We start from the raw sequence: 13,244 nt of genomic DNA on the forward strand, positions 1-13,244 counted from the left end.
CCTCCCGCGGGAGCGCTCGCCATGTCCGCCGTCTTCCCTGTCCGCGACATCTTCGTCCAGGCCAACGGCCTCCGCCACCACCTCCTCGCCCGCGGCGCCCCCGGCGACCCCCGGTCGTTCTCATGATTCACGGCCTCGCCGGCCAGGCCCACACCTTCGACGCCATCGCCAACGTCCTCCGCCGCCACGCTACCACGTCTACTGCCTCGATGTCCGCGGCCGCGGCGAAACCGAATGGGGTCCGCCCGACCAGTCCCACACCATCGATACCTACGTCGAAGACCTCGAGGCCGTCCGCGAAGCCCTCGGCCTCCAGCGCTTCGCCCTCGTCGGCACCTCCATGGGCGGCCTCATCACCATGCAGTACGCGCCCCGCCACACGGAGCGCGTCGCCGCCGCCGTCCTCAACGACATCGGTCCCGAAATCGATCCCGCCGGCACCTCCATGCGCATCCTCGACTACGTCCAGGGCGCGCCCGAAATGTTCGCCGACCTCAAGGCCGTCGTCCGCTACTACCGCGAACACTACGCCCCCATGCTCGCCCACCTCCACCGAAGACCAGCTCGCCGAATTCGCCCGCTACAACGTTCGCCGACTCCGATGCCGGCGTCTACGTCTGGAAGATGGACCCCGCCGTCCGCACCGCGCCCCCGAAGCCGCCCGCCCTCGACCCGTGGGACGCCTTCAACGCCATGGAATGCCCCATCCTCATCATCCGCGGCGCCCAGAGCGACGTCCTCTCCGCCGAGACGGCCCGCAAGATGCTCGAGGCCAACCCCCGCGCCCGCCTCGTCGAAGTCCCCGGCGTCGGCCACGCCCCGCTCCTCATCGAACCGGAGGCCCGCAAAGCGCTCGAATCGTTCCTCGCCGAGCACCGCTGAGCCGCGCGCCCATTGACACGCTCCCCGGTCGCGCCCTACCTTGAGCCCCTCAACTGAAGACGCACGGCGACGAACGGGAAGAGTACCCTGCTAAGCGAGCCCCCAGAGAGCCGGGCGCAGCTGAAAACCGGCGGCAGCGCTGCAGGCGAATGGGCCCGGGAGCCCCGCAGCCCAACCCCCGCACCCCGGGGCAGTAGGTTGCGGCGGAGTGGCACCGTTATCACAGCCAGGGCCCTCGCGGGCATTCCCGCCCGCGGCGGCTGAAGAGTGCCCCGCAGGCGAACCCCCGAGCCCCGGGGAACAAAGTTGCGGTGGCACCGCGAGCGACCCCTCGTCCTTTGGCTGACGAGGGGTCGCTTTGCTTCGCAGCATCCGCCTGCGCCTATCGCGACCCAACGGAGGGCATCACCCATGGCAACCCGCAAATTCCTCCTCACCGACGACCGGCTGCCCACCCACTGGTACAACATCCGCGGCCGACCTCCCCACCCCGCCGCCTGCCGCCCCTCCACCCCGCCACCCACCAGCCCATCGGCCCCGAAGCGCTCGCCCCGCTCTTCCCCATGGAGCTCATCAAGCAGGAAGTCAGCACCGAGCGCTACATCGAAATCCCCGAAGAAGTCCGCCGCATCTACAGCATCTGGCGGCCCTCCCCGCTCATCCGCGCCACCTTCCTCGAACAGGCCCTCCAGACGCCCGCCCACATCTACTACAAGTACGAAGGCGTCTACCCCCTCCGGCTGCCCACAAGCCCAACACCGCCGTCGCCCAGGCCTACTACAACAAACAGGAAGGCGTGAAGCGCATCGCCACCGAAACCGGCGCCGGCCAGTGGGGCTCCTCCCTTGCTTTCGCCTGCCAGCTCTTCGGCATCGAATGCAAGGTCTACATGGTCCGCGTCTCCTACAACCAGAAGCCCTACCGCCGCTCCCTCATGCAGGTCTGGGGCGGCACCGTCGTCCCCAGCCCCAGCCCCGACACCGAAGCCGGCCGCAAAATCCTCGCTGAAGACCCACGAAAACTCCGGCTCCCTCGGCATCGCCATCTCCGAGGCCGTCGAAGACGCCGCCATGCGCGACGACACCAAGTACTCCCTCGGCAGCGTCCTCAACCACGTCCTCCTCCACCAGACCGTCATCGGCCAGGAAGCCATCGCCCAGATGGAGATGGCCGGCGAATACCCCGACGTCGTCATCGGCCTGCGCCGGCGGCGGCTCCAACGGACCGCAGGCCTCATCTTCCCCTTCATGAAGGACCGCCTCGCCGGCAAGACGAACACCCGCTTCCTCGCCGTCGAGCCCGCCTCCTGCCCCTCCCTCACCAAAGGCGAATACCGCTACGACTTCGGCGATACCGCCGGCCTCACGCCCCTCCTCAAGATGTACACCCTCGGCCATACCTTCATGCCCCCCGGCATCCACGCCGGCGGCCTCCGCTACCACGCCATGGCGCCCCTCCTCTGCCACCTCTACGACCAGGGTTACATCGAAGCCCGCGCCTACCCCCAGAACCCCTGTTTCGAAGCCGCCACGCTCTTCGCCCGCACCGAAGGCATCGTCCCCGCGCCCGAAAGCTCCCACGCCATCCGCGCCGCCATCGACGAAGCCATCCAGGCCCGCGAAGAAGGCCGCAGCCGCGTCATCCTCTTCAACCTCTCCGGCCACGGCCTCCTCGACCTCCAGGCCTACGACGACTACCTCGCCGGCAAGCTCATCGATGACTTCTACCCCGAAGAAAAGGTCCGCGAAGCGATGAAGGACCTCCCCGTCATCTAAGCCGTGCCCCGGCTATCCTGAAATCACCACAGCGCGGAGTACCCCGATGTCGATGCTCACCGTCTCCACCCAGTTCGAAGCCCGCCATCAAGGCCGTGCCTCGAGGCGAAGTCGATGCTCAAGCACCCCTTCTACGTCGAATGGACGCAGGGCACCCTCCCCATGCACAAGATGCAGGAGTACGCCCGCCAGTACTACCACTTCGAAGCTCGCCTTCCCCCGCTTCCTCTCGGCCATCCACACCCGCACCGAGAGCGCCAACATCCGCCAGCTCATCCTCGATAACCTCTGGGACGAAGAGGCCACGGCGAGCGGAACCACCCCGCGCTCTGGCTCGAATTCGCCCGCGCCGTCGGCGTCGAACCCGAGGAGGTCGTCAACGCCGAGCTCCGCCCGGAGACCCGCGCCCTCGTCGACCACTTCCGCCGCATGGCGAACGAAGCCCCCGTCGCCGAGGCGCTCGGCACCCTCTTCGCCTACGAAGGCCAGGTCCCCGGCATCGCCTGGCAGAAAATCAAAGGCCTCACCGAGTTCTACGGCTTCGAACCGAAGCAGTTCGAATTCTTCTCCGTCCACCTCGTCGCCGATATCGCCCAGCTCCGGCGCCGAGATGGAGGCCATCGCCGAGGCCTCGCACCGATGCAAGACGCCGTCATCTCGCGCCGTCGATACCGCCTGCGACCGCCTCCTCGCCTTCCTCGACGGCTGCTACGCGGCCGCTGCACTGAGATGCCCGGCACCGACCACACCGAGATCGAGGCCTGGAACACGGCCATCCGGCTCGCCGCGTCCATCGGGCGCCTCAAAGTGCCGTCCAACCTCCGCGCCTCCCAGGAGGCGCAGGACCGCGCCTTCCAGGCCGTCCGGCTCGAAGCCGCAGCCCGCATCGCCGAGGCCGGCGCCCGCGAAGGCCAGGCCCAGGCCGCCATCCTCCGCGAGGCCCGCGGCGCCCTCGCCGCCTGCCGCTCCTGGCTCCACGTCCTCGCCGCCCTCATCAACGAGCCCGAGTCCGTCTTCTCGGCCGAGCTCGACCTCATCGACCAGGCCGGCAAGCAGATCAACGCCTACCTCCGCGCCGCCGAGCGCGCGGCCGGCCCCGGCGCCGCCCCCGGCCGCCCCGCCCCGCCCCGCCCCGCCCGCCCGCCGCCCCCGCCTCCGCGCCGCCGAGCGCGCGGCCGGCCCCGGCGCCGCCCCCGGCCGCCCCGCCCCGCCCCGCCCCGCCGGCCCGCCGCCCGCGCCCGGCCGCGGCCCCGGCCGCCTCCAGGGAGGCCCCCGGTGAGCGAACGCAAACGCATCCTCACCGGCATCCGCCCCACCGGCGCCCTCCACCTCGGCCACTACGCCGGCGCCCTCGAAAACTGGGTCCGCCTTCAGCACGACTACGAGTGCTACTTCCTCATCGCGGATTACCAGGTCTCTGATTACGCCGACGACATCCCCCGCGTCCGCGAGGCCGTCTGGGAAGTCGCCCTCGACTGGCTCGCCGTCGGCCTCGACCCGGAGGGCTCCGCCTTCGTCATCGAATCGCTCGTTCCCGAGCACGCCGAACTCACCACCCTCCTCGGCTGGTTCCTCCCGGTCTCCATGCTCGAGCGCAACCCCACCCTCAAGTCCGAGATGGCGGCGATGGAGAACCCCGAAGACGGCTCCACCGAGCGCAAGTCCGTGCCGGTCGCCTTCTACACCTACCCCGTCATGCAGGTGGCCAACATCCTTATGCCCCGGGCCCACCTCGTCCCCGTCGGCGAGGACCAGCTTCCCCACATCGAACTCACCCGCGAGACCGCCCGCCGCTTCAACCGACGCTTCAAAGAAGTCTTCCCCGAGCCCGAAGCCCTCGTCGGCCGCGTCCCCCGCCTCGTCGGCATCGACGGCAATGCCAAGATGAGCAAGTCCCGCGGCAACACCATCGACCTCAAGGACGACGCCGAGACCGTCGCCCGCAAGGTCCGCAGCATGTACGGCGGCCCGCCCCGCGGCGCCAACGAACCCGGCCGCTGCGACGAAAACCCGATCTTCCTCTACCTGCGCGCCTTCGACCCCGACACCGAGGGCCTCCGCCAGCTCGAACACGAGTACGAAACCCGCGGCGTCCCCAACAAAGTCCTCAAAGACCGCCTCACGAAGGTCCTCAACGACCTCCTCGACCCCTTCCGCGAACGCCGCGCCTACTACGAAGCCCGCATGCGCCTCGTCCGCGATGCCCTCGCGTCCGGCTCCGAACGCATGCGCCGCATCGCCCGCGAGACCATGGACATGGTCCACGACGCCCTCGACCTCAATTACCTCGAGAAATACTGATGCTTCGCCCCACCCTCGAAGAGGTCCGCCAGCTCGCAGCATCCGGACAGGGCAACCTCGTCGCCGTCTACCGCGAGGTCACCGCCGACCTCGAGACGCCGGTCTCCGCCTACCTCAAAGTCGCCACGGGCCCCTACAGCTTCCTCCTCGAATCCGTCGAAGGCGGCGAGCGGCTCGCGCGCTACTCCTTCATCGGCACCCAGCCCTACCGCGTCCTCCGCACCGGGCCGGGCCGCGAATGGGAGGGCGACCCCCTCGTTCCCGTCGAGCAGGAGCTCTCCCGCTTCCGCCAAATCATGACGCCCGGCATCCCCGCCTTCACCGGCGGCGCCATCGGCTACGTCGCCTACGACGCTGTCCGCCACTTCGAGCCCCGCGTCCGCCCGCCCGAGGCCGACGAACTCGGCATCCCCGAGGCGATGTGGCTCTTCACCGATGCCATGGTCGTCTTCGACCACCTCCGCCACACCATCAAAGTCATCGCCCACTGCCGCCTCGACGGCGACATCGACGCCGCCTACCGGCAAGCCGCCTTCCAGGTCGACGCCATCGTCGAACGGCTGAACAGCCCCACCGTCCGCCTCCCGCACCAGGACATCGCCGCCGTCCTCCGCACCAACGGCCAGGCCGAATCCAACGTCGGCCGCGAAGGCTACGAGCTCATGGTCGAGAAGATCAAGGAGTACATCGTCGCCGGCGATTGCATCCAGGTCGTCCCCTCCCAGCGGCTCCGCCGGCCCACCGCCGTCCACCCTTTCAACATCTACCGCCAGCTCCGCACCATCAATCCATCGCCCTACATGTTCTACCTCGACCTCGGCGACTTCCAGGTCGTCGGCGCCTCCCCCGAGCTCCTCGTCCGCGTCGAAGACGGCGTCGTCACCACCCACCCCATCGCCGGCACCCGCCCCCGCGGCGCCACGCCCGAAGAAGACGAACGCCTCGCCGCCGAACTCCTCGCCGACGAAAAAGAGCGCGCCGAGCACATCATGCTCGTCGACCTCGGCCGCAACGACATCGGCCGCGTCGCCCGCCCCGGCACCGTCCGCGTCGACAGCCTGATGCACATCGAGAAGTACTCCCACGTTATGCACATCGTCTCCAACGTCTCCGGCCGCCTCGCCGACGACAGGACGCCGTTCGACGCCTTCCGCTCCGTCTTCCCCGCCGGCACCCTCTCCGGCGCTCCCAAGGTCCGGGCCATGGAGATCATCGCCGAGCTCGAGCCCAGCCGCCGCGGCATCTACGGCGGCGCCGTCGGCTACGCCTCCTTCGCCGGCAGCCTCGATACCTGCATCGCCATCCGCACCATGGTCGTCAAAGACGGCGTGGCCTACCTCCAGGCCGGCGGCGGCATCGTCTACGACTCCGTCCCCGAAACTGAATACATGGAAACCGTCAACAAGATGCGCGCCCTCATGCGCGCCATCGACCAGGCCGAAGTCGCCGCCGCCGAGCTGAAAACCGGCAGCATCGGCTACGGCTGACCTCCCCGGGGGCACCCCAGTGACCGACCGCCGCCCCGACCGCGTCTACGGCATCCTCGTCCGGCCCGGCGAGGTCTTCCTGCGCGACGTCGGCGGCCGGCTCGGTCTCCCGGGCGGCATCTTCCGCCCCCTCGCCGAGGACCGCAAAGTCGAACTCCGCGCCCACCTCTGGGACCAGCTCGGCATCGAGGCCTCCGCCATCTGGGCCCAGGGCGCCTTCGACTACCAGGACCCCGCCGAAGACCGGCCCTGGTTCTCCGGCTTCTACACCGTCTGGCAGTGGCAGCCCGACCCGGCCCCCGGCGCCGGCCGCTGGCTCTCCCGCGATGACGTTCTCGCCGCCGGTCTCTCCCCCTCCCTCCGCATCCTCCTCCTTTCCGTTCTCGATACGATCGCCATCAAGACCACATGAAGCAGCACATCACCATGGCCGCCATCCTCGAGCGCGGCGGGCGCATCTTCCTCGTCCGCCCCGCCCCGGCCGCGCCCTGGGAACTCCCCTCCGGCCCCCTCCCCCCCGACGTCCACGACGTCGACGAGGAGATGGACCGCATCCTCCAGCGGCTCGGCATCGAAGCGCCCGCCGTCGAAGAGGACTTCCTCCAGACCCACTACTTCCCCGCCGAGGACGGCCAGGTCGTCTACAACCTCTACGCCCCCACCGGCTGGCAGGGCGAACCGGCCCCGCCCCCCGGTGTCGGCAGCGGCTGGTTCACCCTCGACGAGCTCGACGCCATCGACCTCCACCCCGGCGTCCGCCGCGCCATCCGCGAGGCCTTCGGCCTCGACCAGCCGCCCGACCGCTCCGCCGACATCCTCGCCGCCCTCGGCGCCGAACTCGAGGCCGCCGTCCGGCCCGCGCCGCCTCCCGCCTCCGCCCGCGAGGCGGGCCTCGATGTCCTCCGCACCCTCACCGGCGGCGACCCGGCCGCCGGGGCTGCCCTCCGCCGCTCCTCCCCCGAGCTCGCCGACGACATCATCGAGTTCGCCCTGGCCCGCTTCTGGACCGGCCCGCAGCTCGACCGCCGCACCCGCAGCCTCCTCGTCGTCGCCATGCTCGCCGCGCAGGGCCGCACCGGCGCTCCCCTCCGCACCCACCTCGAGGGCGCTCTCAACCACGGCGCCAGCCCGGACCAGGTCGTCGAAGTCCTCCGCATGGTCGCCATCTACGCCGGCTTCCCCGCCGCCCTCGAAGCCTGGGCCGTCATGGAAGACGTCTTCGCCAGTCGCGGTATCCCCCGCCCATCCCGGCAGGAGCCTGCCCCGTGAGCGCCATCCTCTGGGACCTCGATGACACCCTCCTGAACACCCTCCCCGCCCGGATGGAGTCGCTCGCCTACGCCCACCAGGTCGTCCTCGGCCAGCCCGTGGACCCGATCGAACTCTGGCGCTCCAACCGCGGCGGGACCCTCGAAGACCTCGCCCGCCGCCTCGTCGGCGACGGCTACCAGCGCTTCGCTCGCGTCTACCGCGAGCACTACTACGGCCGCGACCGCGCCATCCGCCCCTTCGACGGCATCGAACCGGTCCTCCGCTCCCTCCACGCGGCCGGCATCCCGATGGCCGTCGTCACCTCGAAGGTGAGCTACGGCGCCACCGAAGAACTCGAAGCCGCAGGCCTCCTCCAGTACTTCCAGGCCGTCATCGGCTTCGACGATACCGAACGCCACAAGCCCGACCCTGAGCCCGTCTACGCCGCCCTCGACCGCCTCCTCGCCGACCACCCCGGCCGCGTCGCCTTCGTCGGCGACAGCCCCGCCGACGTCTGGGCCGCCCGGAACGCGGGAGTCCGCTCCATCGCCGCCCTCTGGGGCACGGTCGACGCGGAGGCCCTCCTCGAGGCCGTCCCCGATTTCACCGCCCGCACCCCCGGCGCCGTCCTCGAACTCGTCGTCGAACAGGGGTTCGGCCGATGAGCGCCCTCCTCCAGAAGCACATCGCCCACGTCGCCGTCCGCTTCTACCGCTCCGGCGGCGTCGAACTCGCCCTCGTCCCGCTCCTCGCCGAGTCCGCCTCGCTCACCCGCTCCGCTGGCGACGGCTACTTCCTCGTCGCCCTCATCGGCGAGCCCGGCACCGCCTATCCGCTCGACCTCCGTTCGCCAGCCTCGCTCGACCCCGCCTACCTCGCCGCCAAGTTCCGCCTCGACCGGCGCGGCTTCGGCTACACCCCCGAAGAGCTCGCAGCCGTCCTCGCCCTCATCGCCGAAGATCTCTCCCGGGAGGAAGCGCTCGACCAGTGACCACCCTGCTCATCGATAACTACGACTCCTTCACCTACAACCTCTACCAGTACCTCTGCGAACTCGGCGCCGACGTCCGCGTCTACCGGAACGACCAGGTCACCCTCGAGGAGTGCCTGGCGCTCCAGCCCGACCACGTCGTCATCTCCCCCGGCCCCGGCGACCCCGACGACGCCGGCATCTCCCGCGACGTCATCCGCGCCTTCGCCGGCAAGGTCCCCGTCCTCGGCGTCTGCCTCGGCCACCAGTGCATCTACGACGTCTACGGCGGCACCGTCGCGGGCGCCGGCGAAATCAAGCACGGCAAGACCTCGCAGATCACCCACGACGGCCGCGGCGTTTTCGAAGGCATCCCATCCCCCTTCGAGGCCGTCCGCTACCACTCCCTCTGCGGCACTCCCGATACCCTGCCGCCCGAGCTCGAAGTCACCGCCCGCTCCGAATCCGGCATCATCATGGGCGTGCGCCACCGCCGCTACACGGTCGAAGGCGTCCAGTTCCACCCCGAATCCATCGCCACCGAGCACGGCAAAGAGCTCCTCGCGAACTTCCTCCGCATGGAAGGTGGCGAATGGCCCGCCTGATTCGCCACACTGGTTCCCACACCCCGCGCCGGAGCGCCCGCTGATGGCCGTCCAGGAAGCAATCAAAACCCTCGTCGATGCCGGCGACCTCCCGCCGCCGCTCGCCGCCGCCGCCCTCGAAGAACTCATGACCGGCGCCGCGACCCCGGCCCAGGTCGGCGCCTTCCTCACCGCCTGGCGCCTCCGCGGCGAATCCCCCGCGGCCATCGCCGCCTGCCTCGAGGTCATGCTCCGCCACGCCGAGCCCGTCCGCGCCCCCGGCACCATCGACATCTGCGGCACCGGCGGCGACGGCATCGACACCATCAACGTCTCCACCGCCGCCGGCTTCATCGTCGCCGCCTGCGGCGTCCGCGTCGCCAAGCACGGCAACCGCGCCGCCAGCTCCAAATGCGGCAGCGCCGACGTCCTCGAAGCCCTCGGCGCCCGCATCGACCTGGACGGCGCCGCCATCGCCCGCATCATCGACGCCTGCGGCTTCTGCTTCCTCTTCGCCCAGCGGATGCACCCCGCTATGCGCCACGTCGGCGGCGCCCGCCGCGAAATCGGCATCCGCACCGCCTTCAACATCCTCGGCCCGCTCTCGAACCCCGCTCAACCCGCGCGCCAGCTCGTCGGCGTCGGCGCGCGCGCCCTCGGCCCGCTCGTCGCCGAAACCCTCGCACTCCGCGGCATCGAACGCGCTCTCGTCGTCCACTCTGAAGACGGCCTCGACGAGATCAGCCCCGCCGCGCCGACCCTCGCCTGGGTCGTCGGCGACGGCGCGGTCGCCGAGCGCGTCATCACACCGGCGGACTTCGGCGTCCTGCCCGGCACCCTCGAGGCCGTCGCCGGCGGCGACGCGGCCGCCAACGCCGGCGACATCCTCGCCATCCTCGACGGCGCCGAAGGCCCGAAGACCGACTTCACCGTCATGAACGCCGCCGCAGCGCTCGTCGTCGCCGGCCGCGCCGCCGACTTCCGCGAAGGCGCCGCGCTCGCCCGCGACGCCATCGCCAGCGGCCGCGCCCGCGAGGTTCTCGATGCCTACGTCGCCCTCTCCCGCGAGGCCGCCGGTGGGTAGCCCCACCATCCTCGACACCATCGTCGCCCGCCGCCGGGAGGATGTCGCCGCGGCGAAGGCGGCGGTGCCCGCCGCGGCCCTCGAAGCGCAGCTCGCCGATGCGCCGCCCGTCATCGACTTCGCCGCCCGCCTCCGCCGCGACGCCCCCCTCGCCGTCATCGCCGAGGTCAAGCGCGCCTCCCCCAGCAAAGGAGACATCGCCCCCGGCCTCGATGCAGCCGAGCAGGCCCTCCGCTACGCCCGCGGCGGCGCCAGCGCTGTCTCCATCCTCACCGAGCCGACCTGGTTCAAGGGCACCCTCGCCGACATGGCCGCCGCCCGCGCCGCCGTCGACGCCCTCGGCCCGGCCCGGCCCGCCATCCTCCGCAAAGACTTCATCATCGACGAGTACCAGCTCCTCGAAGCCCGCGTCCATGGCGCCGACGCCGTCCTCCTCATCGTCGCCGCCCTCGACGACGCCGCGCTGCGCCGCCTCCACGACGGCGCCCGCGCCCTCGGCATGCAGGCGCTCGTCGAAGTCAACAGCGCCGACGAAATGGCCCGCGCCGCCGAGCTCGGCGCCGGTCTCGTCGGCATCAACAACCGCGACCTCCGCAGCTTCCGGGTCGACCTCGCCACCACTGACCGCCTCGCCAGCCTCGCGCCCCCCGGCGCCCTCCTCGCCGCGCTCAGCGGCATCAGCACCCGCGCCGATGTCGAGCGCTTCACCGCCGTCGGCGCCGCGGCCGTCCTCGTCGGCGAGGCCCTCATGGTCGCGCCCGACCCCGCCGCAAAAGTCCGCGAACTCCGCGGCGTTCCCGCCGCCGCCCCCGGGAGCGCCCCGTGACCCTCGTCAAAATCTGCGGCATCCGCGATGCCGCGACGGCCATCGCCGCCGCCGAGGCCGGCGCCGACTTCATCGGCCTCGTCTTCGCCGAATCGCGCCGCCAGGTCACCCCGCAGGCCTGCCACGACATCGTCGAAGCCCTCGCTGAGCGCCGCCGCCTCGCGCCGCCGCCGGCCGACCTCGGCGGGCCTGCCCGCGGCGAAGTCTCCGCCCGCTCATGGTTTCCCGCCTGGGCCGACGCCATCGAACTCGCCCTCGCCCGCGCCCGGCCCCTCCTCGTCGGCGTCTTCGCCCGCATGACCCCCGCCGAAGTCAACGACATCGCCGAGGCTGCCCGCCTCGACCTCGTCCAGCTCTCCGGCGGCGAAGACGATGCCTTCGTCCGCGCGGTGCAGCGCCCCGTCCTCCGCACCATCCACGTCCGCGACGGCGACGACGCCGCCGACATCACCGAGCGCATCATCCCCGGCCTCGCCGCCGCGACGCTTCTCGATACGGCCGTGCCCGGTGCCCTCGGCGGCACCGGCACCGCCTTCGACTGGACCCTCGCCGAAGACGTCGCCGCCCGCTTCCCGGTCGTCCTCGCCGGCGGCCTCACGCCCGAAAACGTCGGCGAGGCCGTCCGCACCGTCCGTCCCTGGGCCGTCGATGTCTCCTCCGGCGTCGAAACCGGCGCCGCCAAAGACCCCGAGAAAATCCGCGCGTTCATCCGCGCCGCGAAAGGTGCCAGCCGTGACCGTTGAGACTGCCTCTCCGCTCCCCCCGCGCTTCGGCGAGTTCGGCGGCCGCTACATCCCCGAAACCCTCGTCGCCGCTCACGAAGACCTCGAAGCCGCCTACCTCGAAGCCCGCAGCGACCCTGCCTTCCAGCAGGAGCTCGACCACCTCCTCCGCCACTACGTCGGCCGCCCCACCCCGCTCTACTTCGCCGAGCGCCTCAGCCGCGAAGTCGGCGGCGCCCGCATCTGGCTCAAGCGCGAGGACCTCGCCCACACCGGCGCCCACAAGATCAACAACGCGCTCGGCCAGGCTCTCCTCGCCCGGCGCCTCGGCAAGACCCGCATCATCGCCGAGACCGGCGCCGGCCAGCACGGCGTCGCCACCGCCACCGTCTGCGCCATGCTCGGCCTCGAATGCGTCGTCTACATGGGCTCCGAAGACGTCCGCCGCCAGTCGCTCAACGCCTTCCGCATGAAGATGCTCGGCGCCACCCTCGTCCCCGTCGATTCCGGCTCGAAGACCCTCAAAGACGCCATCAACGAAGCCATGCGCGACTGGGTCACCAACGTCCGCACGACCCACTACATCATCGGCTCCGCCATCGGCCCCCACCCCTTCCCCACCATCGTGCGCGACTTCCAGTCCGTCATCGGCCGCGAGGCCCGCGCGCAGATGCTCGAGCAGGCCGGCCGCCTCCCCGATGCCGCTGTCGCCTGCGTCGGCGGCGGGTCGAACGCCATCGGCCTCTTCCACCCCTTCCTCGATGACCCCGTCCGCCTCGTCGGCGTCGAAGCCGGCGGCGACGGCGTCGGCACCGGCAAACACTCCGCCACCCTCGTCGCCGGCCGCCCCGGCGTCCTCCACGGCACCCGGACTTACCTCCTCCAGGATCCGAACGGCCAGGTCCTCGAAACCCACAGCATCTCTGCCGGCCTCGACTACCCCGGCGTCGGCCCCGAACACTCCTGGCTCAAGACCAGCGAGCGCGCCGAATACGTCGCCGTCGATGACCGCCAGGCGCTCGAAGGCTTCCAGGCGCTCACCCGCACCGAAGGCATCATCCCCGCCCTCGAGCCGAGCCACGCCATCTACCACGCCATCCAGCTCGCCCGCGAACTCGGCCCCGGCAAGGATATCCTCGTCGGACTCTCCGGCCGCGGCGACAAAGACATGCACACCGTCGCTGCCGCCCTCGGGGTGACCCTCTGAGCGCTCCGGCGCAGCGCCCGCTCGTCCCCTGGGGGCCCCGCCAGGCCGCCTCCGGCATCGCCGCCTTCGTCGGCCTCCTCGTCCTCACCAACGTCGCCGCGCTCGCCATCGCCGTCGCCGCCGGGCACGAATTCCGCGCGCGCGATGTCGGCGAC

The 13,244-nt window shown here is 71.1% G+C and carries 13 protein-coding genes and 4 pseudogenes; all 17 read left to right on the forward strand.

Annotated features, from left to right (window positions below; all coding sequences use genetic code 11):
• Nucleotides 1–202 precede the first annotated feature (202 nt).
• Nucleotides 203–385 (forward strand): annotated as a pseudogene (locus O0235_RS16090) (alpha/beta fold hydrolase); the annotation flags it as partial.
• A 176-nt stretch (nt 386–561) separates the two neighbouring features.
• A pseudogene (locus tag O0235_RS10880) lies at nt 562–882 on the forward strand (alpha/beta fold hydrolase); the annotation flags it as partial.
• 563 nt (nt 883–1,445) lie between these two features.
• Complete coding sequence (locus O0235_RS10885) at nt 1,446–1,682, forward strand: hypothetical protein (protein WP_270055810.1); 237 nt, start codon at nt 1,446–1,448, stop codon at nt 1,680–1,682.
• Nucleotides 1,679–1,834, forward strand: a pseudogene (locus O0235_RS16095) (TrpB-like pyridoxal phosphate-dependent enzyme); the annotation flags it as partial. The gene O0235_RS10885 and the pseudogene O0235_RS16095, both read left to right, overlap by 4 nt.
• A gap of 52 nt (nt 1,835–1,886) precedes the next feature.
• Complete coding sequence (locus O0235_RS10890; RefSeq protein WP_373324445.1) at nt 1,887–2,657, forward strand: TrpB-like pyridoxal phosphate-dependent enzyme; 771 nt, start codon at nt 1,887–1,889, stop codon at nt 2,655–2,657.
• A 162-nt stretch (nt 2,658–2,819) separates the two neighbouring features.
• Nucleotides 2,820–3,191: pseudogene (locus tag O0235_RS16100) on the forward strand (iron-containing redox enzyme family protein); the annotation flags it as partial.
• Nucleotides 3,192–3,386: 195 nt separating this feature from the next.
• A complete protein-coding gene (gene trpS, locus O0235_RS10900) occupies nt 3,387–4,958 on the forward strand; it encodes a tryptophan--tRNA ligase (RefSeq protein WP_270055813.1) in 1,572 nt (523 codons plus the stop codon).
• Entirely contained in the window at nt 4,958–6,445 is a 1,488-nt protein-coding gene (gene trpE / locus O0235_RS10905; RefSeq protein ID WP_270055814.1) for an anthranilate synthase component I, read from the forward strand. The genes trpS and trpE overlap by 1 nt, the downstream gene beginning before the upstream one ends.
• A gap of 19 nt (nt 6,446–6,464) precedes the next feature.
• Nucleotides 6,465–6,857, forward strand: coding sequence for a hypothetical protein (locus O0235_RS10910; protein WP_270055815.1), 393 nt, complete (start codon nt 6,465–6,467; stop codon nt 6,855–6,857).
• Complete coding sequence (locus O0235_RS10915) at nt 6,854–7,714, forward strand: carboxymuconolactone decarboxylase family protein (protein ID WP_270055816.1); 861 nt, start codon at nt 6,854–6,856, stop codon at nt 7,712–7,714. Before O0235_RS10910 ends, O0235_RS10915 begins: the two co-directional genes overlap by 4 nt.
• Complete coding sequence (locus O0235_RS10920) at nt 7,711–8,361, forward strand: HAD family hydrolase (RefSeq protein ID WP_270055817.1); 651 nt, start codon at nt 7,711–7,713, stop codon at nt 8,359–8,361. The genes O0235_RS10915 and O0235_RS10920 overlap by 4 nt, the downstream gene beginning before the upstream one ends.
• The gene (locus O0235_RS10925) at nt 8,358–8,687 is read left to right on the forward strand and encodes a hypothetical protein (RefSeq protein WP_270055818.1); all 330 of its coding nucleotides are present in this window, start codon (nt 8,358–8,360) and stop codon (nt 8,685–8,687) included. The genes O0235_RS10920 and O0235_RS10925 overlap by 4 nt, the downstream gene beginning before the upstream one ends.
• Nucleotides 8,684–9,271, forward strand: coding sequence for an anthranilate synthase component II (locus tag O0235_RS10930; protein ID WP_270055819.1), 588 nt, complete (start codon nt 8,684–8,686; stop codon nt 9,269–9,271). The genes O0235_RS10925 and O0235_RS10930 overlap by 4 nt, the downstream gene beginning before the upstream one ends.
• Before the next feature lie 43 nt (nt 9,272–9,314).
• On the forward strand, nt 9,315–10,334 hold the full coding sequence (trpD, locus tag O0235_RS10935) for an anthranilate phosphoribosyltransferase (protein ID WP_270055820.1): 1,020 nt from the start codon (nt 9,315–9,317) through the stop codon (nt 10,332–10,334).
• Nucleotides 10,327–11,160 carry an indole-3-glycerol phosphate synthase TrpC gene (gene trpC, locus O0235_RS10940; RefSeq protein WP_270055821.1) on the forward strand — a complete coding sequence of 278 codons (834 nt, stop codon included), beginning with the start codon at nt 10,327–10,329 and terminating at the stop codon, nt 11,158–11,160. The genes trpD and trpC overlap by 8 nt, the downstream gene beginning before the upstream one ends.
• Nucleotides 11,157–11,903: a phosphoribosylanthranilate isomerase gene (locus tag O0235_RS10945; RefSeq protein WP_270055822.1), complete on the forward strand. Its 747-nt coding sequence runs from the start codon at nt 11,157–11,159 to the stop codon at nt 11,901–11,903. Before trpC ends, O0235_RS10945 begins: the two co-directional genes overlap by 4 nt.
• Nucleotides 11,893–13,089 (forward strand): tryptophan synthase subunit beta, encoded by a 1,197-nt coding sequence (gene trpB / locus O0235_RS10950; RefSeq protein ID WP_270055823.1) that lies wholly within the window; start codon nt 11,893–11,895, stop codon nt 13,087–13,089. The genes O0235_RS10945 and trpB overlap by 11 nt, the downstream gene beginning before the upstream one ends.
• Nucleotides 13,090–13,244 lie beyond the last annotated feature (155 nt).

Source organism: Tepidiforma flava, from assembly GCF_027594505.1.
Classification (GTDB): Bacteria; Chloroflexota; Dehalococcoidia; order Tepidiformales; family Tepidiformaceae; genus Tepidiforma; species Tepidiforma flava.